Origin of the sequence: Kitasatospora sp. NPDC057965 (genome assembly GCF_042887135.1) — a bacterium.
Classification (GTDB): domain Bacteria; phylum Actinomycetota; class Actinomycetes; order Streptomycetales; family Streptomycetaceae; genus Kitasatospora.
This window is the reverse complement of the sequence record NZ_JBHVPZ010000037.1, coordinates 29,721-51,960: the sequence shown is the minus strand read 5'-3', so window position 1 is coordinate 51,960 and position 22,240 is coordinate 29,721. Positions and strand designations below refer to the sequence as shown.

The following is a 22,240-nucleotide window of genomic DNA, read 5'->3' as shown; positions in this document are numbered from 1 at the left end:
GCTCAGCAGCTGCCGGTGGTGCTCGGGGCCGGGACCGGCTTGGTGGCCAGGGCCAGCGCGGCGGCGGCCTGGGTCTCGTCCAGCAGTGCGTTGTAGCTGTCGCCGATGACGAAGTCCACGGTGGTGTCGGTCCGGGCGTCGGCGGTGCTGGTCGCGCCCGCGATCACCGAGCCGACCAGGGTGGACGCCCCGGCGCCGGCCGCTCCGGCGATTACCTGGGCGGTGCCGGGCACCTTCTTGTCGAGCTCCGCCGGGGCGTTGCCGACCTTGCCGATGGTGAAGCCGCGCTTCTTCAGCTCCTCGGCGGTGCGGGCGGCCAGGCCGGCCTTGGCGGTGGCGTTGTAGACGTTCACGGTGACCGCCGCCGGCTGCGGAACGGCCTTCGGGTCGATCGGCGCGGTGGCCGAGCCCGGCGCGGTCGGCGCCGCCTCGGTCGGGGCGGCCAGCGGCTTGCCGGACGGGGTGGCGCAGGCCTGGGCGGAGGCGCTCTTGCCCTTGCCGCTGAAGATGTCCCAGAGCTGGACGCCGCCGAGGCCGATCAGGGCCAGCGCGAGCACCGCGGCGATCAGCGCGAGCACCCTGCGGCTGCGCTTCGGCGGGCGGCCCAGCCTCGGGTAGGAGTTGCCGGTGATCCGGTACTGCTTCCCCTTCAGGCCTTGGGGAGTCAACATGCTCACGGTTTGTCTCCCCCTCGTGCCGGGGCGGGGATCGGGTGACGGTGGGCCGGGCGCGGTGCCCGCGAAGGCGGTGTCACGCGAACGCGGTCGCGGCCGTAGTCAGCAGATTAGTGCCGTACAGCGGTGAAGGTACTAAACGATCATCATCAGGAGTACGCCGGTACCCGAATGGCGGCACCGCGACCGCACCCGGGTACGAACGGAACCGCCCTCCGGAATCCCGGAGAGCGGTCCGAACGCGTACGGGGCCGGGCCGGCCGGCCCCCGGGTCATTCCATTTCGAGGACGCGGGCGTGCAGCACCTGGCGCTGCTGGAGCGCGGCGCGGACCGCGCGGTGCAGTCCGTCCTCCAGGTACAGGTCACCGTGCCACTTCACGACGTGCGCGAAGAGGTCCCCGTAGAAGGTGGAGTCCTCCGCCAGGAGGGTTTCCAGATCCAGTTGTCCCTTGGTGGTCACCAGCTGGTCCAGTCGCACCGGGCGCGGGGCGACGTCCGCCCACTGGCGGGTGCTGGTACGGCCGTGATCCGGGTACGGCCGCCCATTGCCGATGCGCTTGAAGATCACACGGAAAGCCTACCGTTTGGGCGGCGGATGGCGCAGCAGCCGCGACGCCGCCACGCGCACCGGTACCGGCTGCGGGCGGGGGATTGCGGCTGTTTCATGGGAAATGTCGTGTAGGTCCCGCGCGGCTGCCGCCCTTTCGTCCGGCCCGCCGCAGCGCTCTGGAGGGTGACCGATGTCCGCTGCCGTTCCGACCGCCGTCCGGGAGATCGCCGACGGGTACGCCTTCGCCGGTCCCGCGCTGGACCTCGGCGCGGTGCTGCTGGACGGCACCGCGTACGCCGACGCCCCGGTCCGGGTGCCGCTCGGGGTGCTCAACCGGCACGGGCTGGTGGCGGGCGCCACCGGCACCGGCAAGACCAAGACCCTCCAGCTGATCGCCGAACAGCTGTCCGCCCAGGGCGTGCCGGTGTTCCTCGCCGACATCAAGGGCGACGTCTCCGGGGTGGCAGCGCCCGGTGAGCCGGGCGAGCGGACCGCCGCCCGGGCCGCCGAGGTCGGCCAGGACTGGACGGCCCGGGGCTGCCCCGCCGAGTTCTACGCGCTCGGCGGCCAGGGCACCGGCATCCCGCTGCGGGCGACGGTCACCAGCTTCGGGCCGCTGCTGCTGGCCAAGGTGCTGGACCTGAACGAGACCCAGGAGTCCTCGCTCGGCCTGGTCTTCCACTACGCCGACCGCAACGGCCTGGAGCTGTACGACCTCAAGGACCTCACGGCGGTCATCACCTTCCTCGCCTCGCCCGAGGGCAAGGAGGAGCTGAAGGGCATCGGCGGGATCTCCGCCGCCACCGCCGGGGTGATCCTGCGCTCGTTGACCCTGCTGGAGAACGAGGGCGCCGGGGCGTTCTTCGGCGAACCGGAGTTCGACACCGCCGAGCTGCTGCGGCGGGCCGAGGACGGCCGGGGGGTGGTCTCGGTGCTGGAGCTGCCCGCGGTGCAGGACCGGCCGCGGCTCTTCTCGACCTTCCTGATGTGGCTGCTCGCCGACCTCTACCAGGAGCTGCCCGAGGTCGGTGACCTCGACCGGCCGAAGCTGGTCTTCTTCTTCGACGAGGCGCACCTGCTGTTCAAGGGCGCATCCAAGGCCTTCCTGGAGGCGATCACCCAGACCGTGCGGCTGATCCGTTCCAAGGGGGTGGGAATCTTCTTCGTCACCCAGACGGCGAAGGACGTGCCCGGGGACGTGCTGGCGCAGCTGGGCAACCGGGTGCAGCACGCGCTGCGGGCGTTCACCCCGGACGACGCCAAGGCGCTCAAGGCGACCGTCTCGACCTTCCCGAAGTCGGCCGCGTACGACCTGACGGAGTTGCTGACCTCGCTGGGGACGGGCGAGGCGGTGGTCACGGTGCTGTCCGAGAAGGGCGCGCCGACGCCGGTCGCGGCGACCAGGCTGCGGGCGCCGCAGTCGCTGATGGGACCGCTGGAGCCGGGGGCGCTGCGCGCGGCGGTGGACGGGTCGGCGCTGCTGGGGCGGTACCGGGACGCGGTCGACCGGGAGTCGGCGTACGAGAAGCTGGCGGCGCGGGCGGCCCGGCCGCAGGCGGAGCCGGTGCCGGCGGGGGAGCGGGAGCCCGCGCGGGAGCCTGAGCGGGCGCCCGGGGCGCGGCGGGAGAAGGCGGACGCCGGGCTGCTCGGCTCGCTGCTGGCCAACCCGGCGCTGAAGTCCTTCGCCCGGTCCGCCGGGACGCAGCTCGGGAGGGAGATCTCCCGGAGCCTGTTCGGCACGTCCCGGCGGCGCCGGTGAGGGCGTCGGTGAGGGGCCGTCGCCCGTGGTGTCAGCGCAGCGCGGCGCCGATCCGGTCGAGTGAGGAGAGGCGCATCAGGCCGTAGTTGTAGAACTCGACCTCCGGCACGCCCAGCGCGCGCAGGACGGCGATCTTCTCCGCGAGGTTCGCCGGGCCGTCGCAGTCCGAGGCCATCGGGCGCAGGATGACCGCCATGTCCTGCGGCCGCACCCCGTGCAGGGCGAAGGCGGCGACCTTCTCGCGCACCGCCTCCGGGGTGCGCGCGTAGCCGAGCGTCTCGATCTGGTGGGCGGCCTTCGCCAGCCCCGGCAGGTCGATCCCGGACAGCCAGCCGGTACCCGGCCCGCCGCCGTCCATGAAGGTCAGTCGCATGCCGTGCCGCGCCGCCTCCTCGGCGACCTCGGCGGCCAGCGAGGTCACCGTCGCCGCCGAGGCGTCCACGTAGGCGGCGACGGCGCCGTCCGCCAGCTCGTCCAGCGCGGCCGGCTCGGCGGCGGCCGACTCGTCGGCCAGCCGGCGGCGCAGCTCGGTGCGGACCGCCGCGGCCACCTCGTCGGCCGGCACGCCGGCGCGGACGGCCGCCGCCCGGCAGTGCGCGCAGAAGCAGAGGCCGAGCAGCGCCTCGGCGGCCGGACCCAGCTCCTCGAAGTAGCGCTCGTGGTGGTAGCCGTGGCGCAGCCCGTGGAAGTGCAGCGACTCGGCCCGGATCGCGTCCACGCCGTACCGGGCCAGCTCCGCCACCAGGGTGCGGGCGTACTCGCGGACCTCCGGGTGGGCCGGGCACAGCTCGGTGAGGTGGCGGTCGCCGAAGGCGTTGGCGGGCGCGCAGTCCGGGTGCTCGAAGCCGAGCCGGTCGTTGTGGCAGAACACCGTCCAGGCGTGCAGCTTCAGTCCGCGCCGGCGGGCCTCCTCGGCGGCCTCGGCGAAGGGGTCGCGCTCGCCGATCGCGGTGGACGGCACGGGCCGCAGCCGCCGGCCGGACCAGCGGGCCGGGTCGGGGCGGAAGTAGGCGGCGCCCGGCTCCAGGTAGCGGATCACCCGGTGCGGGTTGTGCGGGAAGACGTCCCGGGCCTCGTGGTAGACCGAGGCGAGGGTGACGCCGCCGACCCCGGCCCGGTCGGTGAGGTTGCCGAAGAAGGTGTCGGCGCCCTCGTCGAGGAGGTCGGTGGCGAAAGCGAGGACGGACGACTCCACGGTGCGGCTCCGGAGCAGGGGGCAGGTGCCTGCTCACGCTAACCGCCGGGGTGGGAATGGTCTATACCTGGCCGGGGTGGCGCGCTCAGATGCCCAGGTCGTCGAGTTCCTTGAGCAGCGCGGAGCCCGGGCCGGCCGGGTCGGCGGCGCTCTTCGGGCCGCTCTTCGGGGTCCGCTCGCCCCGGTCGCGCAGCAGCCAGGCGCCGGCCAGGCCGCCGACCAGCCCGCCCAGGTGGCCGAGCCAGCTGACGCCCTGGGCGCTCGGCAGCACGCCCAGCAACAGGTACGAGTACATCGCCGCGACGACCACGCCGATCACGGTGTCCACCAGGTTGCGGTCGAAGATCCCGCGCAGCACCACGTAGCCGAAGTACCCGTAGACCACCCCGCTGGCCCCCGCCGTGACGGCTTCGGGCCGCTCGAAGAACCAGACCGTCAAGCCGCTGGCCACCACGATCAGCACCGTCGCCAGCAGGAACCGCTTCATGCCCCGGTACGCGGCGAGGAAGCCGAAGGCGAACAGCGGCCAGGAGTTGGCCTCGATGTGGTCCCAACCGAAGTGCAGCAGCGGTGCGGTGAGGATGTCCGGCAGCTCGTCCAGCCGCCCGGAGTTCACCCCGTACTCGTACGAGAGCCGGTAGTCGTCGAGCCAGTTCGCCACCTGCACCGCCCAGATGACGGCCAGTGCGCCGAGCATCGTGAACAGCGCGGCGCGGGAGTCACGGAGCAACCGGGCGAATCGCGGGGACATAACCCGACTGTAGGGCCGGGGTGGGTGGTTGGTCACCCCACTAAGGTGAATCCTGCGCATCCCGCCCGAAGGCCCGCACCCGGGTCCGGGCGGCCCCTTATCCCACCGTGCCGAGAGGTGACCCTCCATGAGTGTGCGTCCGCCGCTGCCGTACGAGTTCCTGCCGCAGGTGCCGTCCTTCCCGCTGACCAGCGAGGACATCACCGAGGGCGGGACGCTGGCCAAGGAGTTCAGCTACGGCGGGGACAACCTCTCGCCGCAGCTGGCCTGGTCCGGTCTGCCGGAGGGCACCCGCTCGATCGCCGTCACCTGCTACGACCCGGACGCCCCGACCGGCTCCGGCTGGTGGCACTGGCTCGCCCTCAACCTGCCCGCCGACACCACCGGCCTGGCGCGCGGCGCCGGCGCCTCCGACGCCGACCTGCCGGGCGAGCGCTCGTTCCACGCCCGCAACGACTTCCCGGGCAACAAGTACGACGGCGCCGCCCCGCCGCCCGGCCCGGCCCACCGCTACGCCTTCGCCGTCCACGCCCTCGACGTGGACGCCCTGGACGTCTCCGCCGACGCCCCGCCGGCCCAGGTCGGCTTCAACATCACCTTCCACACCCTGGCCCGCGCCGTCATCACCGCCGAGTTCGGCGCCTGACCCGCCGCCGGAGCCCCGACGCCGCCGTCCGTGACCGCACGGGCGGCGGCGTCGTCCGTGCGGGCGGGGCTGTCCGGGCCGGGAGTTCAGGCCGGGCCGGCGGCGTGGGTGGCGCGGGTGGCGAGGGCGCGCAGGCGGGTGCGCATCTCGGGGGGTGAGTGGACCTCGAAGTCGCAGCCGAGCATCAGGAGGCGGACGGCCAGCCAGTCCGGGGCGTCGGTGCGGGAGCGGAAGCGGCAGCTGTGCTCGTCGATCGGCTCGATCTCGTCGGCATCGCCGTAGCCGCCCATGCGGTGGCGGGCCTCGTCGGCGGGCAGCTGGAGGGTGGCCTCCAGGGTCGGGGTGGGGGACTGGCGGCGGAGCTTGCTCGCGACGTACGCGGCGGCGTCCTCGGCGGGCAGCGGGCGCGGGGTGAAGCGGGCGCCGGTGGCGAAGGGCTCGCCGATCCGGTCCACCCGGAAGAGCCGCCAGTCGTCCCGGTCGAGGTCGAAGCCGACCAGGTACCAGCGGCGGCCGGCCGAGACCAGGCGGTCCGGCTCGACCTGGCGCCGGGTCTTGGCGCCGTCGCCGGCCCGGTAGGCGAAGCGCAGGCGCTCGCGGTTGGCGACCGCGCCCGCCAGGACGGTGAGGTCCTCCGGGTCGACGGTCGGACCGTCGCCGCTGAGCAGCGGCAGGGTCGCCCGGTCGAGGGTGGCGACCCGGTGCCGGAGCCGGGCGGGCAGCACCTGGAGCAGCTTGCCGAGGGCGCGCACCGAGGCCTCCTCGATGCCGACCACGGCGTGCCCGGCCGCCGCCCGCAGGCCGACCGCGATGGCCACGGCCTCCTCGTCGTCGAGCAGCAGCGGCGGCATCGCGGTGCCCGCGACCAGCCGGTAGCCGCCGACCGGCCCCATGGTGGCCTCGACCGGGTAGCCGAGGTCGCGCAGCCGGTCGATGTCGCGGCGGATGGTGCGCGGGCTGACCTGGAGCCGGTCGGCGAGCTCGCTGCCGGGCCACTCGCGCGGGGTCTGGAGGAGGGAGAGGAGGCTGAGGAGTCGTGCCGGGGTGTCGGTCATGGGATCAGGGTGCCGGAAGTGGCGGTCAGGATCTGACCTAGATGCCCGTTAGTTTCGTCGACGTGCTGAAGAGGAACGGCGACGAGGAGCGTGTGGTGGGCAAGGGCAAGGCGGCGGATCCGGCGGCGGATGTGGTGCCGAACGTGGCGGCGAATGCGGCGGCGGACCGGCGGAGGTGGATCGCGCTGGCGATCGTGATGACGGCCTCGTTCATGGACCTGGTGGACGTCACGATCGTGAACATCGCGATCCCGAGCATCCAGGAGTCCACGGGCGCGTCGTTCTCCGCCGTGCAGTGGGTGACCGGCGGCTATGCGCTGGCCTTCGCGATCGGATTGATCACCGGCGGTCGGTTGGGTGACATCTACGGTCGCAAGCGACTGTTCCTGATCGGAATGGCCGGTTTCACGCTCGCCTCGGCCCTGTGCGGTTTCGCGAGCGGTTCCGAGATGCTCGTCGCGATGCGGATCCTGCAGGGTGGTACGGCGGCGCTGATGGTGCCGCAGGTGCTGTCGATCGTGCACGCGACCTTCCCGGCGGAGGAGCGCGGCAAGGTGTTCGGCCTGTTCGGCGCGGTGGTCGGACTCGGCGCGGTCAGCGGCCCGCTGATCGGCGCAGTGCTGACGGAGTGGGACGTGTTCGGCCTCGGCTGGCGCCCGATCTTCCTGATCAACCTGCCGGTCGGCATCGCCGGCCTGCTGCTCGGCCGGGTCTTCATCGGCGAGTCGAAGGCCGAGCGGGCCCTGAAGCTCGACCTGCTCGGCGTGGTGCTGGCGAGCGCCGGACTGCTGATGCTGATCTACCCGCTGACCCACGGCCGGGAGGCCGGCTGGCCGCTCTGGGGCCACCTGGTGATGGCCGGCAGCCTGCCCGTGTTCGCGCTGTTCGTCGTCTACGAGCGGATGAAGACGCGGCGGGACGGCTCGCCGCTGGTGGAGCTGTCGCTGTTCCGGGTGAAGTCCTTCGCGGCCGGCATCGGCGTCCAGCTGACCTTCGGCGTCGTCACCGGGATCTTCTTCCTGGTCTGGACCCTCTACATGCAGCTGGGCCTCGGCTGGAGCCCGCTGAAGGCCGGCGCGACCGGCATCCCGTTCTCGCTCGCCTGCTCGACGGCGGCCGGCGTCTCCGTGCAGCAGCTCGTCCCCCGGTTCGGGCGCAAGGTGCTCCAGGCGGGCGCGCTGGTGATGGCGTCCGGTGTGCTGGTCTACATCGCGGAGGCGCACCGGTACGGCACCGGCATCGCGCCCTGGCAGATGGCGCTGCCGCTGGTGCTGATGGGCGCCGGGATGGGCCTGATCGTCGCGCCGATCACGAACGCGGTGCTGGCGGAGGTGCCGCGGGAGCACGCCGGCTCGGCGTCCGGCCTGATCAACACGGTGAACCAGGTGGGTCTGGCGCTCGGCCTGGGTCTGGTGTCGGTGGCGTTCTTCGGCGCGGTGCCGACCGGGACGGTGGCCGGCGAGCCGTTCGTCGGGGCGTTCCAGCACGCGATGTGGTGGGTGCTCGGGGTGCTGGCGGTGGTGTTCCTGCTGATGTTCGCGCTGCCCGGGCGGCAGAAGGCGGCGGGTGCCGGTCCGACGACGGCGGCGGCGGATTCGGAGCAGGACCAGGAGCCGGAGCAGGAGCTGGTCCTGGTGTAGCCGTCGGGATCGTGCGGAGGCCCCGGTCGCGCGCTGTGCGCGGCCGGGGCCTCTCGTGTGCGCACCGGGGGAGTCCTCAGGCGTCGGCGCGCCGGTAGCTGCTGCCGTCCTTGGCACGGATGAGGAGCCGCCCCTCGACGAGGTAGCGGCGCAGGGCCGGGAAGTCGTCGTGCACCGTCCGCAGGGCGTCGTTGACCTCGCGCTCGGTGTAGGAGCGGTCCGGCTCGAAGAGCGTCCGGGCGAGGTGGTCGAGCAGCTGCTCGCGGCGGGCGGCCCGGCGGGGTACGGCGATCAGCCGGCCGTCGGGGGCGAACAGCGCGGACACGGCGGGGGCGACGGCGGCATCGGTCATGTCCCGAGCGTCGCGCGCGGGGCGGCGGTGGGCAACGGGTTTGCGGCGCCCGACCGCGGTGTCAGACCCGGGCCTTGGCCTTCGCCTGGGCCTCCTTCGCCGCCTTCTCCTCCTTGGCGGCGCGCTTCACCTCCTGCTTGGTGGCGCGCACCTGCTCCAGCGAATCCGGCCCGGTGATGTCCGCGACCGAACGGAACGCCCCCTCCTCGCCGTACACTCCGGCCGCCTCCCGCCAGCCCTCCGGCCGGACGCCGTACTGCTTGCCGAGCAGCGCGAGGAAGATCTGCGACTTCTGCTTCCCGAACCCCGGAAGGGCGTTGAGCCGGCTGAGCAGTTCGCGCCCGGTCGCCACGTCCTTCCACAGCGCACCGGCGTCCCCGTCGTACTGCGCCACCAGGAACTGGCAGAGCTGCTGCACCCGCTTCGCCATCGCCGCCGGATACCGGTGCACGGCCGGTTTCTCGCACAACAGCGCCACGAACTCCTCCGGGTTGTAGGTGGCGATCTCGTGCGCGTCGAGGTCCTCGTGCCCCAGCCGCTGCGCGATCGTGAGCGGCCCGGTGAACGCCCACTCCATCGGCACCTGCTGGTCCAGCAGCATCCCGACGAGCGCGGCGAGCGGGCTCCGGCCGAGCAGCTCGTCGGCCTGAGGCTGCTGCGCGAGCCGCACGGTGACGTTCATGGGATGCCTCCTCGGAGCGTGGACTCGGGTCGCGCCCAGTCTGCTGGACGGGGGGTGAGGCGGCCGCGTCAACACGCCATGACCGGGTGATTCCTTGGAACCAGGCGGTGGTTCGTCGGCGGAACTATCCGGACCGGAAACACTGGTGATGGAAAGGCGGGTGGTGAACGGGTGAGTCGAACGGCACTCGACCTGGATGACGGGCTGCTCGCGCGAGCAGCCCGGGTACCGGGTACGGCGACCCCGGCCGAGACGGTGGAGAAGGCCCTGCGCGAGGCGCCGGCCGTGCGGAGGCCGTCGGCGGCGTCGGCTACTCCAGACCGAGGGTCATGTGGGGGTAGCCGAGGTGGATCCGGTCGCCGAGCCTGATGTCCAGGGTGGCGATGAACGCCTCCAGGCGGGCGGTGGCCCGGTCGACCGTGTCGGCGTCGCCCTTGAACTCGAACTCGACGAAGTCGCCGAGGCCGGCCACGCTGTCGAAGGCGACGGCGATCCCGTCGATGTGCCACTCCTCACGCGTCTTGTCGACGACGGTCAGCTCCGCGAAGTCGAGCGAACCGAGCAGCCGCCGGACGGCCTCGGCGTCGCCGATGCCGCTCTCGTACTCGTCGCAGTGCGTCTTGACCGGCGACGCGATGGGATGGAACCGCTTGAAGTTGACCGACGCCCCCGCCCCGTCCTCGACCCGGACGCGCAGCCACTCGGAGACGATGTCGTTGTCGAGGAAGTCCCGGTGCGGCGCGTTGTAGTACGTGTCGACCTGCCGCGTCGGCCGCCCCGGCGTGGCGCCGAGGGCGGTGAGCTGAGCCTTCAACTCGGCGGAGGGGCTGAGGAGTCGGAACTTCTGCTCGACCTCGATGTACTGCATGGTGTGTGATCCCCTGTCAGTGGTCGAAGTCGCCGGTGCGGAGGGCGGTGAGGAAGGAGGCCCAGGCGGCGGGGGTGAAGGTGAGGGCGGGGCCGTTTGGGTCCTTGCTGTCACGGACGGGGACGGTGTGGGGGGAGCCTTGGGCCACCTCGACGCAGTTGCCGCCGTTGCCGCCGGAGTAGCTGCTCTTGCGCCACAGGGAGAGGGCTGTGCTCTGGGGCATCGGATCAGTCCTCACGGGAGTGGAGCGAGTGGGAGAACCACGCCTCGGATGCGGCGTAGGGCGGTGGTGACCTCGGGCCCGAAGACGGCTGGGGCGCCGGGGGATTCGGCTCTGTTTCCACCGCTCGCGGGCCAGGTCCGTGTTGGCCGGGGCCGCCAGGATCGGGCTGGACGCCCGGGTGAGGCGGGACTGGAACCTGTTGTCGATCGGTGAGCGCTGGAGTGGGATCACTTGCCGCCACCGCTGAGGCGCGCGGCCACTTCGTCGACCCGGGCGGCGCTGGAACTCGACAGGATCCCGGCGAGCTCGTGGTAGCGAGCGGTCTGGCGCTTGGTGGCGGTACCCGCGAACACGGCCTCTTCGAGTGCGATCAGCTCGTGGCGGAGCTCGTCGGCGGCCGGTGAGTAGGGGGAATCGAGACCGAAGAGTTCGGACAGTGCCGCGTCGTCGCCGCTGCCGTAGATGATGCGTTGGTAGAGGTCCTGGCCGACGACCTCGGGCGAGCGCTCCTCGCCGGGGCCGGCGAGGCGGATGAGGCCGCCCGGGTCTGCGGCCTGGCAGGCGTACGGGCTGTGGGTGGTCACGATGAACTGGATGTTCGGGAAGTGGGCCTTGAGCCAGCCGCCGATCCGCTTCTGCCAGGAGATGTGGAGGTGGGCGTCGATCTCGTCGATCAGCACCACGCCCGGGTTGAGGATGGTCTTCTTGGCGATCTTGGAGCGGCCGACATCCAGGTCGCGGTGGACGTCGTGAAGGCTGTGGACGAGGTTGAGGACGAGCGCGGTGACGCTGCGGTAGCCGGCGCTCATCTCGCCGAGGGGAAAGCGTCCGTCCCCGTTCACGACCCAAAGGCCTCGGGAGTCCACTCGGGAGATTCGGTACCCGTCAGGGAGAAGCCCGTCGCCGAGCAGGGAGAGGACGGTATTGAGAAGACCGCTGGCACCGGGGCGCTTCTCCAGGCGCTGGAGATGGAGGTTGAGGAGCCAAGCCATCCCTTCGACCAGAGTCGCCTCCTCGTTGAAGAGGGTGGCGACCCTGCGGCCGGCGTGGATTTCCTCCGGAATTCCGGCGGTGGCCGGGCTGAGCGAGATGCTTGAGGAGAGGCGGCGGAAGGGTCCGTAACCCGCGACGAGGAGCGCCCGGCTGCTCGTAGCGTGGATCGCTATCTCGCCCTCGGACGAGGCCCAGGGGTTCGGTGTGACATATCTGGTGGCCTCGGGTCCGATGGCCGCCAGCGCGATACAGCGGAGAATGGAGGTTTTGCCGGAGCCGTTGCGTCCGGCGAGGACGGTCCAACCCGCATGAGTGCCGTCGGGGCGTTCGAAGCTGAGGTCAACATTGCGGGGGCCACGGAATCCGAGGATCTCGGAGATCCTCAGTTGAGTGATGTACATCCCCGGACTCCTTCTTAGGCGTCGAAGTCGCCGGTGCGGACACCGGTGACGAAGGAAGCCCAGGCCGTGGAGGTGAAGGTGAGGGACGGGCCATGGGGATCCTTGCTGTCACGGACGGGGACGGTGCGGGGGTAGCCGGGGGCCACCTCGATGCAGCCGCCGCCGTTCCCCTCGGAGTAGCTGCTCTTGTACCAGCGTGCGGTCGACAGATCGATGGCCTCGGACATGGTTCGACAGTCCTCTCATGATGCGGCTGATCAGGTCGACCGACTCCGACACCGACAAGGCCGCGGCTCTGGCCCGATCATAGACAGCGTCCCAGAGGTCCACCTCGACCTCTTCGTCGATGAAGTGGCCACGGTTGATGCTCTCCGAGTAGACGCGTCGACGGCCGTCGATTGTGTCAAGCATCATCATTTCCTGCATGCGGATCACCTCCGTCGCAGAGAAGGGCAGAACTTGCACGGTGACGTGCGGGAGCTGCATGACGGTGAGCAGATGCTGGAGTTGGCCGAACATGACCGTGGGGCCGCCGACGGTCCTCTCCAGGGTTGCTTGCTCCTGGATGACCAGGACGCGGGGCGGGGCCGTGGACCAGATCACGCGCTTCTGCCGTTCCACGCGGCGCTGAACCATGGTGTCGATCTCATCCGGAGTGCGATTCGGCACCTGTGCGGTGAACAGGGTGCGCATGTAGTCCTCGGTCTGGAACAGGCCGGAGATACGTCCGGCTTGCAGCTCGCGGACAATCCTGGCCTTCAGCTCTGAGCGGGTGAACTCCTCGAACCAGTCGGGATAGTAGTCCCGAATGTAGGGCGCCACGAGCTCGAAGCTGCGGACGAGTTGGCCGCCCGCTCCCACCGCCGCGTCGAACAGCTCGACGTCTCGTCGAACCGGGAAGGCCTTGCCCAGCTCGAACTGGGAGACCCGTGTCTGATGCATGTTCACGATCTGGGCCAGCTCCTCCTGGCTCAGACCGGCCGCCTTCCTCCAGAACGCCAGCTCATCACCCCACTGCCTGGGGCGGTCTCCGGGCTCGACCTTGCGGCGGGCCATCGTCCCCCACCTCTCCCCGGCGTCAAGAACGCCTGAAGTCTCTTGTGGAATCGCTTGGTTACCCAACGCTCACAGGTCGAGAATCATTTCGCAACCGATTCCGCGAAACCCACCCGCTCTCATTTTCGATAGCGGATGTGGATCGTCAGCGAATGACAGGAGAACTAATATGACCAACAATCAGGAAGTCCCCTCGATCGTCATCGAACGCAACTTCCCCCCGTGCCGCTGCCCCCGCTGTGGCGACGCCATCCCAGAGGCCCGCTTCCGCAGTGCCGACCTGCTGCCCGCCGCTCCCGCCGCCGTCCCCCGCCCCGTCGCCCCGGCTCGCCCCTACCGCCCCGCCCAACAGGGCGAGGTCGTGTTCGACGCCCGTACCGCCCGGTGGGGCGTGTTCATGGGCGAGCAGTGCGGCAAGGTCCACCTGCGCCCCCGGAAGGGTGGCGTCGAGTGGGAGGCCGACCCCCGGTGGCTCGTTCGGGCCGACGGCGTGCAGGGGGAGTGAACGGTCGCGTGAGCATCCTCGGACGGCCGGTCGAGCCCGAACGGCGGTGTGCCGAAGCCGTGTTCGAGGGGATCCGGGCCGCGCTCGCGGCCGTCGGCATCAAGCTTCCCTCGGCCGGCCCGGCCCGCAAGGGGCTCCGGGCGTGAAGCCGCACGTCCGGACGGAGGTGTGCGCCGTTCTGCTGATCGTCGCCGCCTCCGTCGGACTCTCGACCCTCGCCGCGCTGCTGGTGGATCCCGGGCGGCCCGGCGTCCGTCGGCTGGTGTGGTGGGCGGTGAACTCCGTCGCACTGATGATCGGTATTCCGGCCTGGGAAAGGAGGCGGCGAGGAGAGGAGGGCGACCCGGCGAACTCGGTTTGTCCGCAAGGCGAGTAGCCAATTTGTCGGCACGGCGGAAAAGAGGAAACGGGAAACGCCCGCATTCCCCGTTCGGCCCGCCGATGCGCGTGCCACCATTCTTGGCGGAAGCAGGGGAGAGTCCGCTTCCGGTCCCGGGACGACGACAGGTGACCGGGTGGTTCCCGAGGAGGGGGTTGGCATGCGCATGTCCAGTTCGCCCGCGAGTGAGTTCGGCCCCGAGCTGCGCAGGCGGCGGCTCGCGGCCGGGCTGACGCTCACCCGGCTCGCGGAGCTGCTCAACTACAGCAAGGGTCACCTCAGCAAGATCGAACGCGGGCAGAAGGTCCCGCCGCCCGATCTGGCCCGCCGCTGCGACGCCCAACTGGGCGCCGGAGGCGAGCTGGAGAGACTGGCGCCGCCCGAAGGGCCCGCCGGACGCGGAACGGGGGCGGGCGACATCGCGGCCGACGAGGAGTCCGTACTCCTGCGGGTCGACCGCGACGGCGTCCGCTGGCCCGGCGGCCTCGGGCGGCGCCAACTGCTCGCCGCAGGTGCGACGTCCGTGCTGGGGCTGGGCGTCGCGGGGGCGGCCGGAGCGGGCCGGGCGGTGGCGCAGGAGGTGCAGGGGGCGCAAGGGGTCCGGGAGGTGCCCCGGCCGGACGTCTCGCCGACGGAGATCTTCCGCGCCCAGTTCGACCAGATGCGCCTGCTCGGCCAGAGCACCGACCCCGCCCTGCTGCTGCCCATGCTCACCGTGCAGACCCACACCCTGCGCGAACTCGCCCTCCAGGCCGACACGGTGGCCCGCATCCGGCTGCTCGGCCTCGCCGCGCGGTACGCCGAGTTCGCCGGGTGGATGGCGCAGGAGGCAGGCGACAACCCGTCCGCGCTCTGGTGGACCGCCCGCGCCGTCGAGCTGGCCGAGGGCGGCGACGACCGGGACCTCGGCTCGTACACCCTCGTCCGCCGCGCCCTCGTGACCTTCTACGCGGGCGACGCCGCCGCCACCGTGGGCCTGGTCGACCCCGTCGCCCGGGACGGCCGGCTGCCGCCGCGCATCCGCGGCCTCGCCGCCCAGCGGGAGGCCCAGGGCCACGCCCTGGCCGGCGACCACACCGCCAGCCTGCGCAGCCTCGACCGGGCGCGCGAGCTGTTCGACCGGTCCGCCGCCGACGGGGGTGGCGGCGGACCGGTGCTCGGCACCGGCAATCTCGCCGACCCGGCCGCCATGGTCACCGGCTGGTGCCTGTACGACCTCGGCCGCCCCGCCCAGGCCGCCGAGGTGCTCGACCGCGAGTGCGCCGGGATCCCCGCGCACGCCGTGCGCACCCGCGCCCGGTACGGCCTGCGGCGAGCCCTCGCCCACGCGGCGGCCGGCGAGGCCGCGCACGCGTGCGCGATCGCCGCCGAACTGCTGCCGCTGGTCACCGGGTTGCGGTCGGCGACGATCGCGACCGACGTCGCCCGGCTGGACCGCGAGCTCTCCCGCTTCCGGGCCGACCCGGCCGTACGGGACCTCCAGCCGGCCCTCGCCGCCGCACTCCACCCCAGGTCCTGAGGACCCCGCCGTCGCGCTTCCCCGGCGCCGACCCGACCCGGCCGTTCCGGCCGTCCCCTTCACCGGAGAGGTGTTTCCGCCATGCCCGACATCTTCGTGAACTACCGCAGCAGCGACGAGGACACCGGCGCCGCCATGATCGAACGCGAGCTCTCCCGGCGGTTCGGCAGCGAGCGGGTGTTCCGCGCCAGCAAGTCGATCAAGATCGGCCGCCGCTTCCCGCAGGAACTCCTCACCGCCGTGCGCCGCAGCAGCGTGCTGATCGCCGTCATCGGCGACCGCTGGGCCGACGCCCGCACCGCCGACGGCTCCCGGGCGCTCGACGACCCCGAGGACTGGACTCGGCGGGAGATCGTCGAGGCCTTCGAGAGCGGCGCCCTCGTCGTCCCCGTGCTGATCGGCCGGGCCACCCGGCTCAACCGGCACGAGCTGCCGCCGGAGCTGGCCGAGCTGGCCGACTGCCAGTACCGCCGGCTGGACACCCGCAACGCGGACGGGGACCTCGCCCGGATCGGCGACGACCTCGCCGAGGCGGTGCCCCGGCTCGCCGAGGCGCAGCGGGAGATCGCGCGCAGCGCGGACGCCGGCGGCGAGGCCGGTGGCGACGTCCGCAACCGGGTCGGCCGGGTGGACGGCAGCGTCGTCCAGGCCCGGGACTACACGCACCGCCAGAGCGGCGGCATCGGCAACGTCGGAGGGGACGTGGGGACGTTCATCAACAACGCCAGTGGTCCGGTGCACACCGGGGACGGGCCGCAGCACAACGACCTGCGCAGCGGCGGCGTGCACTTCAACGGCGACGGCGGCAACTACGTCGAGCGGGGGACGGCGCAGCAGTGGTTCGACGGCCGCCGGGCGGAGCGCGAGGACCGGGACCGGTGACGGACGGCGGTACCTGGATCGACGAGGCGCGCGGGCCCACCAACACCGGGCCGGGCCCGCAGTACAACGTGTTCGGGGGAGACTTCCGGCTGCCCCGCCCCAAGGTGGATCCGTCCCGGGTGGCCCTTGACCACCGGCTCTGGCTGCAGCGCCGGTTCGTCCGGCCGCAGGGCTTCGACGAGGCGAGGAGCAGGCTGGAGACGCCCGGCACCACCGTTCTGCTCGCCGGGCCGCCCGGCAGCGGGCGGCGGACCGCCGCCGTGATGCTGTTGCACGAGCCGCAGGGCCCGACCACCTCGTTCGTCGAGCTGTCCTTCTTCCGGGAGAGGGAGGACACCACGGTCCCGGAGCCCGGTGACCGGTTGTTGCTGGACCTCTCCAACATCGCGGAGGAGGACTACGAGGCCGCCCAGGCGCTGCTGTACGGCTACTGGGGCAGGGTGGAGCAGGCGGGCGCTCGTATGGTCGCCGTCCTCCCCTCGGCCGACCAGGAGTTGTTGCTCCCCGCGCTCCGGCAGCTGGTGGTCGGGATCGGGCGGCCGCGAGAGCTGGCGGTGCTGCGCCGGCACCTGGAGTACGACCTGGTCCAGCTGGACCCGGAGGACCTTCGCGGGGTCGAACTCACCGCTCATCTGCGCGGCTTCGCCATGCGTGATGTGCAGCGCTTCGCCGGCCTGGTGGCCCAGGCGAAGGCGGCGGCCCCGGCCGGGCCGGCCGCCGAGTGGATCAGCCAGGCGCTCGGCGCGCTCGGCGACCGGGCCGGGGAGGTGGCACAGAGGGTCGCCGCCCTGGAGTCGGGCCCGCAGCGCGCGCTGCTGCTGTCGGTCGCGATGCTGGCCGGTGCCTCCGCGGACGCGGTCTTCCACCACGCCGACCGGCTGCTCGGTCTGGTCCCGCACACTCCGGACGAGAGGCCGCTGCTGGAACGGGCCGACCTGGCCGAACGGCTCAAGGCGCTGCCGTCGTTGGAGATCGATGCGCGCGGTCGGATCCGCTTCGTCGCGCTGGCGTACGACGCGGCCGTCCGCACGCACTTCTGGACGTACATGCCCGGGCTGCGGGAGGGGCTCGGCCGGTGGGTGGAGGACGTCGTGCAAGCGCCGCACCCCGCGCTCGGGGCGGCGGACCGCCGGCGGCTGGTCGAACGCTTCGCGGAGCAGAGCCTGCGGGCCGCCGATTGGCGGGTGCTGCACGGACTCGCGGGCAAGTGGGCCGCCGACCCCCGGCGGGCGGCCGAGGCGATGACCGTGCTCCGGCTCGGTCTCGAACACGAGCGCTACGGTGCCGGGTTCCGGTCCAAGATCTACGAGTGGGCGATCGACCAGCCCTCGCCCACTCTGGCCCGGGTGCTGGCCCGAGCCTGTGTCGAGGTCATGGCCCGTACGCACCCGGACCAGGCCCTCGTTCGACTGCATCACCTCGCGCGCCGGACCGGCCGGACCGGACCGGTTGCGCAGGAGGTGCGGGAGACGCTGTACGAACTGGTCCGACAGGACGGCCGTTTGTACCTGAAGCTGCTTGCCCGGTTCTGGGACGGGCTGGCCTCCAGGCGTGATTGGCAGGCCGACGTCCGGCTCTTCCTGGAGCTGGTGGGTGAGCCGCCGCCCCGGCGTGCGGTGCCGGACGACGCGCTGGCCGCCACCTGGGCCAAGGTCCTGGCGGTGGCCGGGCGGGAGCAGTGGGCGGAGACGGCGCACCGGTGGCTGGCGGCCGTCCGGGTGGAGCCGCAGGCGGGTGAGCGGCTGCTGGACGTGCTGGTGGAGGCCGCCGAGGCGCGGCCGGAGCGGCTGACCGCGCTGTACCTGACCGCACACGCGTGGGCCGTCGACGGCCCGCGGGACGAGCGGTTCGCGCGGGCCGAGGTGGCGTCGCGCTTCTGGCAGAAGATCGACATCGCGCAGGGCATCGAGCCGGACGACCCGGTTCGGGCCCTGCGGTCCGAGGAGAGGACCAGGTGAGCTCCATGGAGAAGACGCGCACGGCGGCGCTGGCCGTCGCGGCCGGGGTGGTGCCCGCGGCGCTGGGGCTGGGGATGGGGTGGCCGGTCTGGCTCTGGTCGTCGGCGTCCGCGGCGGTGGTGGCGGTGGTGCTGCTGACCTCGGTGGCACGGGTGCGGCCGGAGGTCCCGCCGGCGGCTCCGCCTCCGCAGGCCGCCGCACCGGTGCCGCCCTACATCCCGCCGCCGGTTCCGCAGCCGCCGGTCGAGCAGCCCTACCGGTCGACCTCGGTGACGGGTGTGGCCCTGCCGAGCGCGGTGCCGGACTACGACTTCCTGTTCTCCGCGACGGTCTGGTTCCGGGAGCTGGCCGACCCGGGCGGTGTCGCCCACGCCGCGCCGGGCAGTCTGGCGATCGACGCGGTGCTGGCCCGTGCCAGGGCCGTCACCGAGCGCGAGCACCCCGGGCGGCCGGAGCTGGTCCGGCACCAGTTGGACGGTGTGCTCGGGACGCCGAGCCCGGACGGCTACGGGATCGTGGTCGCGATGGCCGGGCAGGTCGGTCTGGAGCTGCCGGAGGCGGACCGCCGACGTCTGGAGAAGCTCGCGGAGGTCCGCAAGGCGGAGGAGATCTGGGAGCACGAGCGGAGGTACGAGCGGAGCAAGCGCACGTACCTCGGTGAGGACGTGCTCAAGACGCCCGGCAGCGCGGTGGTGTGGTGGCTGTCGCGGAACGACGACGAGGTGCAGGAGGCGGTCGACATGATCGGACCGCTGGCGCAGCTCGCTGCGGCGGCCAACGACCAGGCGGTGGACCTGCTGTACGAGCACCTGGTGGCGCCGGGCGCGGGGCGGGCGGACGAGGTGCCGTTCCTGAACGGCGTCGCGCCGGTGGCGGCCGCGGGCGGCGGTTCGGCCGGCGGGCCGGGGGCGGTTTTCGGCGGGGAGCCGGCGTTCGGTCCGGTCCGGCCGCAGAACCAGGAGCCTTCGGTCATCGGCCCGTTGAACAACCTGATGCGCGACATCAAGCTCGCGCAGGCCGATGAGCAGAAGGTCTACGCCCACCGGGTGGCCCGGATCACCGAGGCGGCGGGCCGGCCCGAGGAGGCGGCGCGGATCCGGGCGACTCTCGGGGACGATGACGGGGGCGCGGCAGAGCCTTCGCCGGACGCGGCGCCGCCGGACGCGCCCGGTGGGGTGCCGGGGCAGCGGGTGTTCGTGATGGGGCCGGTGCAGCCGCAGGGTGGGGGCGAGGCCGGGCCCGGGCCGGTGACCTCGGCGTGGGAGGTGCTGCGCGGTTCCGTCAGCGGGGATCCGCGGGTGGCGGGCGGCGGGGCCGAGGAAGGGTGGGGTGGGGCCGACCAGTCGCACGAATGATCCAGTCGGGGGCGGCGAGTTGGGCAAGTGTTCGAGTGGGTCGGCAAATCTCATATGACTGTTCCGGTTCTCCGGCTGAGATCGTTGAACTCGGGTAAAGCTGATTCGGCCTTGTCGACGCGTCCAGAAAGGCTCGCCCGGTGTCCCAGCCGTTCGAACTGCCGTCCTTCTACGTGCCGCACCCGGCGCGGCTCAACCCGCATCTCGACCACGCCCGGGCCCATTCCTCCGGATGGGCCCGGGAGATGGGCATGCTGGAAGGGTCAGGGGTCTGGACGCAAGCGGATCTGGACGCCCACGACTACGGACTGCTCTGCGCCTACACCCACCCCGACGCGTCCGCCGAGGCGCTGGCGCTGGTCACCGACTGGTACGTCTGGGTGTTCTTCTTCGACGACCACTTCCTGGAGGTCTTCAAGCGGACCAACGACCGGGTGGGCGGCAAGGCGTACCTGGACCGGCTGCCGCTGTTCATGCCGGCCGACCCGGCCGCGGCCGTGCCCGAGCCGACCAACCCGGTCGAGGCCGGGCTCGCCGACCTGTGGCGGCGGACCGTGCCGGCGATGGGCGAGGACTGGCGGGTGCGGTTCGCGGAGAGCACCCGGAACCTGCTCAACGAGTCGCTCTGGGAGCTCGCCAACATCAACGCGGGCCGGGTCTCCAACCCCGTCGAGTACATCGAGATGCGCCGCAAGGTGGGCGGCGCGCCCTGGTCGGCCGGGCTGATCGAGTACGCGGCCGGGGCGGAGGTGCCGGCGACGGTGTCCGGCTCGCGGCCGCTGCGGGTGCTGATGGACGCCTTCTCGGACGGCGTCCACCTGCGCAACGACCTGTTCTCGTACCAGCGCGAGGTGGAGGACGAGGGCGAGCTCAGCAATGGCGTCCTGGTACTGGAGAAGTTCCTGGAGTGCACGACGCAGGAGGCGGCCGAGGCCGTCAACGACCTGCTCACCTCGCGCCTCCAGCAGTTCGAGAACACCGTCGTCACCGAGCTGCCGCAGCTGTTCGGTGACACCGGGCTGGACCCGGAGGGCTGCGCCGCGGTGCTGGCCTATGTGAAGGGGCTGCAGGACTGGCAGGCCGGCGGGCACGAGTGGCACCTGCGGTCCAGCCGGTACATGAACGACGGCGGGGCGGCGGCTGACGCGTCGGGCACGGCGGGGGCGGGCGAGGCCGCGTGGTGGGACCCGTTCGCGATCGGCGGGGTCGGCACCTCGGCGCTGGACGTGCTGAAGTCGAACGGCGCCCTGGACGATCTGGCCGACGAGCTGGGCTCGTTGAGCCGGTCCGGGCCGGTGACCAAGGCCTGGGCGCCGACCGTCGGGGAGTCGCCGGTGGCCGCGCTGCTGGGGGCTCTCGGGGTCGGGGCTCCCGGGGCCCTCGGGCTGGGGGCGACGGGTTCGGGCGCGTCGCTGGAGTCGCCCGGGACCGGTCCGGTCGGGGGTTCGCGCGGGGACGTCGACCCCGGGGTGCGGCGGGCGCGGTCGCACGCGCACGTGCCGTTCCAGGCCGTCGGGCCGTCGCAACTGCCGGAGTTCCGGCTGCCGTTCAAGGTCGAGCTGAGCCCCTACCTGGAGTCCTCGCGACTGCACACCCTCGACTGGGCGGGCCGGACGGGCCTGCTGGAGATCCGGCCGGGCGACCCGACCGCGGGCGTGTGGACCGCCGAGAGCATGGCCGACTACGACCTGGCGCTCTGCGCGGCCGGCATCCACCCGGACGCCAGCGCCGACCAACTCGACCTCACCACCGACTGGTTGGCCTGGGGCACCTACGCGGACGACTACTTCCCGGTGGCGTTCGGCCGGACCGGCGACCTGGCCGGGGCCAAGGCCGCGCACGAGCGGTTCCAGCTGCTCATGCCGGTCGACGGCGAGCCGGGAGCGGAGCCGCTCACCGCGCTGGAGCGCGGGCTGGCGGACCTCTGGGAGCGGACCGCCGGGCCGATGACCGCCGAGGCGCGCGGAAAGCTGCGCGAGGCCGTCGTCACGATGACGCTGAGCTGGATCTGGGAGCTCAACAACCAGGTGCAGAACCGGATCCCGGACCCGGTCGACTACCTGGAGATGCGCCGGGCCACCTTCGGCTCCGAGCTCACGATGAGCCTCGCCCGGCTGGCGCACGGGGCCGTCGTACCGGCCGGGGTCTACGTCAGCGGCCCGATGCGCTCGCTGGAGAACGCGGCCGCCGACTACGCGTGCATGATGAACGACCTGTTCTCGTACCAGAAGGAGATCGAGTTCGAGGGCGAGGTGCACAACGCCGTCCTGGTGGTGCAGAACTTCTTCAACTGCGACTACCCGGCGGCGGTGCGGATCGTCGACGACCTCATGCACGCGCGGCTCGACCAGTTCCGGCACGTGGCGGCCGAGGAATTCCCGGTGCTGTTCGAGGACTTCGGGCTGGACGGGCCGGCGCGGGCGGTGATCGCGGGGTACGTCAGGGAACTGGAGAACTGGCTCGCCGGGATCCTGGGCTGGCACGAGGGCTGCCGGCGGTACCGCGAGGAGGACCTGCTGCGGCACTTCGGACGGGAGGCGGCCGGGGCACCGGGCACCGTCGCGGAGGAGGCCGTCGAGCCGGGTGGCGGGGTGCTGGGTGCGCTGCTGGTGCGGCCGACCGGGCTGGGGACGTCGGCGGCCACGCCGGCGGGCGCGATCGGCCGGGTGCCGGTCGGGTAGCGGGCCGGTCGGGTAGCGGGCCGTTCGGGTAGCGGGCCGTTCGGGTGGCCGGTCGGCCGGCCGGAGGGTGTGCGGCGGTCCGTCGGGGGTTCCGGCCCCGACGGGCCGCCGTCGT

Annotated in this window: 24 protein-coding genes; 12 read left to right on the top strand and 12 right to left on the bottom strand. The window is 72.5% G+C overall.

What is annotated here, in order from left to right; translation table 11 throughout:
* Positions 1 to 2: 2 nt before the first annotated feature.
* On the bottom strand, positions 3 to 671 hold the full coding sequence (locus ACFVVU_RS33945) for a LytR C-terminal domain-containing protein (RefSeq protein ID WP_380681729.1): 669 nt from the start codon (positions 669 to 671) through the stop codon (positions 3 to 5).
* A 275-nt stretch (positions 672 to 946) separates the two neighbouring features.
* Complete coding sequence (locus tag ACFVVU_RS33940; protein ID WP_030061387.1) at positions 947 to 1,243, bottom strand: type II toxin-antitoxin system VapB family antitoxin; 297 nt, start codon at positions 1,241 to 1,243, stop codon at positions 947 to 949.
* Between the two features lie 172 nt (positions 1,244 to 1,415).
* Here ACFVVU_RS33940 and ACFVVU_RS33935 point away from each other — a divergent pair, with 172 nt between their 5' ends.
* Positions 1,416 to 2,984 (top strand): helicase HerA-like domain-containing protein, encoded by a 1,569-nt coding sequence (locus ACFVVU_RS33935; protein ID WP_380681702.1) that lies wholly within the window; start codon positions 1,416 to 1,418, stop codon positions 2,982 to 2,984.
* Between the two features lie 31 nt (positions 2,985 to 3,015).
* Here ACFVVU_RS33935 and ACFVVU_RS33930 read toward each other — a convergent pair whose 3' ends face one another.
* Both ACFVVU_RS33930 and ACFVVU_RS33925 read right to left on the bottom strand, forming a co-directional pair.
* On the bottom strand, positions 3,016 to 4,179 hold the full coding sequence (locus tag ACFVVU_RS33930; RefSeq protein ID WP_387793875.1) for a hypothetical protein: 1,164 nt from the start codon (positions 4,177 to 4,179) through the stop codon (positions 3,016 to 3,018).
* Between the two features lie 85 nt (positions 4,180 to 4,264).
* Positions 4,265 to 4,930, bottom strand: a complete 666-nt coding sequence (locus tag ACFVVU_RS33925) for a rhomboid family intramembrane serine protease (protein WP_387793874.1) — start codon at positions 4,928 to 4,930, stop codon at positions 4,265 to 4,267.
* Between the two features lie 127 nt (positions 4,931 to 5,057).
* Here ACFVVU_RS33925 and ACFVVU_RS33920 point away from each other — a divergent pair, with 127 nt between their 5' ends.
* Entirely contained in the window at positions 5,058 to 5,576 is a 519-nt protein-coding gene (locus ACFVVU_RS33920) for a YbhB/YbcL family Raf kinase inhibitor-like protein (protein WP_380681696.1), read from the top strand.
* A gap of 86 nt (positions 5,577 to 5,662) precedes the next feature.
* Here ACFVVU_RS33920 and ACFVVU_RS33915 read toward each other — a convergent pair whose 3' ends face one another.
* Complete coding sequence (locus ACFVVU_RS33915) at positions 5,663 to 6,631, bottom strand: helix-turn-helix transcriptional regulator (protein ID WP_387793873.1); 969 nt, start codon at positions 6,629 to 6,631, stop codon at positions 5,663 to 5,665.
* 197 nt (positions 6,632 to 6,828) lie between these two features.
* Between ACFVVU_RS33915 and ACFVVU_RS33910 the strand changes: the two genes are divergently transcribed.
* Positions 6,829 to 8,271 carry an MFS transporter gene (locus tag ACFVVU_RS33910; RefSeq protein WP_387793884.1) on the top strand — a complete coding sequence of 481 codons (1,443 nt, stop codon included), beginning with the start codon at positions 6,829 to 6,831 and terminating at the stop codon, positions 8,269 to 8,271.
* 76 nt (positions 8,272 to 8,347) lie between these two features.
* On the opposite strand, the gene ACFVVU_RS33905 is transcribed toward ACFVVU_RS33910, so the two are convergent.
* Both ACFVVU_RS33905 and ACFVVU_RS33900 read right to left on the bottom strand, forming a co-directional pair.
* Positions 8,348 to 8,623: a DUF2087 domain-containing protein gene (locus ACFVVU_RS33905; RefSeq protein WP_380681694.1), complete on the bottom strand. Its 276-nt coding sequence runs from the start codon at positions 8,621 to 8,623 to the stop codon at positions 8,348 to 8,350.
* A gap of 61 nt (positions 8,624 to 8,684) precedes the next feature.
* On the bottom strand, positions 8,685 to 9,305 hold the full coding sequence (locus ACFVVU_RS33900; protein WP_355360637.1) for an HhH-GPD-type base excision DNA repair protein: 621 nt from the start codon (positions 9,303 to 9,305) through the stop codon (positions 8,685 to 8,687).
* Positions 9,306 to 9,476: 171 nt separating this feature from the next.
* Between ACFVVU_RS33900 and ACFVVU_RS33895 the strand changes: the two genes are divergently transcribed.
* Positions 9,477 to 9,674, top strand: coding sequence for a type II toxin-antitoxin system VapB family antitoxin (locus ACFVVU_RS33895; RefSeq protein ID WP_387793872.1), 198 nt, complete (start codon positions 9,477 to 9,479; stop codon positions 9,672 to 9,674).
* Here ACFVVU_RS33895 and cyaB read toward each other — a convergent pair.
* The 5 genes from cyaB to ACFVVU_RS33870 form a co-directional block, all read right to left on the bottom strand.
* Positions 9,616 to 10,173: a class IV adenylate cyclase gene (gene cyaB, locus ACFVVU_RS33890; protein ID WP_387793871.1), complete on the bottom strand. Its 558-nt coding sequence runs from the start codon at positions 10,171 to 10,173 to the stop codon at positions 9,616 to 9,618. The two genes, ACFVVU_RS33895 and cyaB, sit on opposite strands and share 59 nt — an antisense overlap.
* 16 nt (positions 10,174 to 10,189) lie before the next feature.
* Positions 10,190 to 10,396: a DUF397 domain-containing protein gene (locus ACFVVU_RS33885; RefSeq protein ID WP_387793870.1), complete on the bottom strand. Its 207-nt coding sequence runs from the start codon at positions 10,394 to 10,396 to the stop codon at positions 10,190 to 10,192.
* A 227-nt stretch (positions 10,397 to 10,623) separates the two neighbouring features.
* Positions 10,624 to 11,790, bottom strand: coding sequence for an AAA family ATPase (locus tag ACFVVU_RS33880; RefSeq protein WP_387793869.1), 1,167 nt, complete (start codon positions 11,788 to 11,790; stop codon positions 10,624 to 10,626).
* 14 nt (positions 11,791 to 11,804) lie between these two features.
* Positions 11,805 to 11,936 carry a DUF397 domain-containing protein gene (locus ACFVVU_RS33875; protein ID WP_355360616.1) on the bottom strand — a complete coding sequence of 44 codons (132 nt, stop codon included), beginning with the start codon at positions 11,934 to 11,936 and terminating at the stop codon, positions 11,805 to 11,807.
* Entirely contained in the window at positions 11,899 to 12,846 is a 948-nt protein-coding gene (locus ACFVVU_RS33870) for a helix-turn-helix domain-containing protein (protein ID WP_387793868.1), read from the bottom strand. Before ACFVVU_RS33870 ends, ACFVVU_RS33875 begins: the two co-directional genes overlap by 38 nt.
* A gap of 169 nt (positions 12,847 to 13,015) precedes the next feature.
* Between ACFVVU_RS33870 and ACFVVU_RS33865 the strand changes: the two genes are divergently transcribed.
* The 8 genes from ACFVVU_RS33865 to ACFVVU_RS33830 all read left to right on the top strand — a co-directional run bounded on the left by ACFVVU_RS33865 (position 13,016) and on the right by ACFVVU_RS33830 (position 22,125).
* Entirely contained in the window at positions 13,016 to 13,351 is a 336-nt protein-coding gene (locus ACFVVU_RS33865; RefSeq protein ID WP_387793867.1) for a hypothetical protein, read from the top strand.
* Between the two features lie 8 nt (positions 13,352 to 13,359).
* Positions 13,360 to 13,497, top strand: a complete 138-nt coding sequence (locus ACFVVU_RS33860; protein WP_387793866.1) for a hypothetical protein — start codon at positions 13,360 to 13,362, stop codon at positions 13,495 to 13,497.
* A complete protein-coding gene (locus ACFVVU_RS33855) occupies positions 13,494 to 13,727 on the top strand; it encodes a hypothetical protein (protein ID WP_387793865.1) in 234 nt (77 codons plus the stop codon). The genes ACFVVU_RS33860 and ACFVVU_RS33855 overlap by 4 nt, the downstream gene beginning before the upstream one ends.
* A 163-nt stretch (positions 13,728 to 13,890) precedes the next feature.
* Positions 13,891 to 15,249 carry a helix-turn-helix domain-containing protein gene (locus ACFVVU_RS33850; protein ID WP_387793864.1) on the top strand — a complete coding sequence of 453 codons (1,359 nt, stop codon included), beginning with the start codon at positions 13,891 to 13,893 and terminating at the stop codon, positions 15,247 to 15,249.
* 81 nt (positions 15,250 to 15,330) lie between these two features.
* Complete coding sequence (locus ACFVVU_RS33845; protein WP_380681810.1) at positions 15,331 to 16,131, top strand: TIR domain-containing protein; 801 nt, start codon at positions 15,331 to 15,333, stop codon at positions 16,129 to 16,131.
* On the top strand, positions 16,128 to 18,089 hold the full coding sequence (locus ACFVVU_RS33840; protein WP_387793863.1) for a hypothetical protein: 1,962 nt from the start codon (positions 16,128 to 16,130) through the stop codon (positions 18,087 to 18,089). Before ACFVVU_RS33845 ends, ACFVVU_RS33840 begins: the two co-directional genes overlap by 4 nt.
* Before the next feature lie 5 nt (positions 18,090 to 18,094).
* Positions 18,095 to 19,444: a hypothetical protein gene (locus ACFVVU_RS33835; protein ID WP_387793862.1), complete on the top strand. Its 1,350-nt coding sequence runs from the start codon at positions 18,095 to 18,097 to the stop codon at positions 19,442 to 19,444.
* A gap of 140 nt (positions 19,445 to 19,584) precedes the next feature.
* Positions 19,585 to 22,125, top strand: coding sequence for a germacradienol/geosmin synthase (locus tag ACFVVU_RS33830; protein ID WP_387793861.1), 2,541 nt, complete (start codon positions 19,585 to 19,587; stop codon positions 22,123 to 22,125).
* Positions 22,126 to 22,240: the final 115 nt, after the last annotated feature.

What these genes read in the sequence shown, in the direction of transcription:
- ACFVVU_RS33945 (WP_380681729.1), bottom strand. Translation starts at nt 671, where the DNA reads ATGTTGACTCCCCAAGGCCTGAAGGGGAAGCAGTACCGGATCACCGGC.
- ACFVVU_RS33935 (WP_380681702.1), top strand. Translation starts at nt 1,416, where the DNA reads ATGTCCGCTGCCGTTCCGACCGCCGTCCGGGAGATCGCCGACGGGTAC.
- ACFVVU_RS33925 (WP_387793874.1), bottom strand. Translation starts at nt 4,930, where the DNA reads ATGTCCCCGCGATTCGCCCGGTTGCTCCGTGACTCCCGCGCCGCGCTG.
- ACFVVU_RS33920 (WP_380681696.1), top strand. Translation starts at nt 5,058, where the DNA reads ATGAGTGTGCGTCCGCCGCTGCCGTACGAGTTCCTGCCGCAGGTGCCG.
- ACFVVU_RS33915 (WP_387793873.1), bottom strand. Translation starts at nt 6,631, where the DNA reads ATGACCGACACCCCGGCACGACTCCTCAGCCTCCTCTCCCTCCTCCAG.
- ACFVVU_RS33910 (WP_387793884.1), top strand. Translation starts at nt 6,829, where the DNA reads ATGACGGCCTCGTTCATGGACCTGGTGGACGTCACGATCGTGAACATC.
- ACFVVU_RS33905 (WP_380681694.1), bottom strand. Translation starts at nt 8,623, where the DNA reads ATGACCGATGCCGCCGTCGCCCCCGCCGTGTCCGCGCTGTTCGCCCCC.
- ACFVVU_RS33900 (WP_355360637.1), bottom strand. Translation starts at nt 9,305, where the DNA reads ATGAACGTCACCGTGCGGCTCGCGCAGCAGCCTCAGGCCGACGAGCTG.
- cyaB (WP_387793871.1), bottom strand. Translation starts at nt 10,173, where the DNA reads ATGCAGTACATCGAGGTCGAGCAGAAGTTCCGACTCCTCAGCCCCTCC.
- ACFVVU_RS33885 (WP_387793870.1), bottom strand. Translation starts at nt 10,396, where the DNA reads ATGCCCCAGAGCACAGCCCTCTCCCTGTGGCGCAAGAGCAGCTACTCC.
- ACFVVU_RS33880 (WP_387793869.1), bottom strand. Translation starts at nt 11,790, where the DNA reads ATGTACATCACTCAACTGAGGATCTCCGAGATCCTCGGATTCCGTGGC.
- ACFVVU_RS33870 (WP_387793868.1), bottom strand. Translation starts at nt 12,846, where the DNA reads ATGGCCCGCCGCAAGGTCGAGCCCGGAGACCGCCCCAGGCAGTGGGGT.
- ACFVVU_RS33865 (WP_387793867.1), top strand. Translation starts at nt 13,016, where the DNA reads ATGACCAACAATCAGGAAGTCCCCTCGATCGTCATCGAACGCAACTTC.
- ACFVVU_RS33850 (WP_387793864.1), top strand. Translation starts at nt 13,891, where the DNA reads ATGCGCATGTCCAGTTCGCCCGCGAGTGAGTTCGGCCCCGAGCTGCGC.
- ACFVVU_RS33845 (WP_380681810.1), top strand. Translation starts at nt 15,331, where the DNA reads ATGCCCGACATCTTCGTGAACTACCGCAGCAGCGACGAGGACACCGGC.
- ACFVVU_RS33835 (WP_387793862.1), top strand. Translation starts at nt 18,095, where the DNA reads ATGGAGAAGACGCGCACGGCGGCGCTGGCCGTCGCGGCCGGGGTGGTG.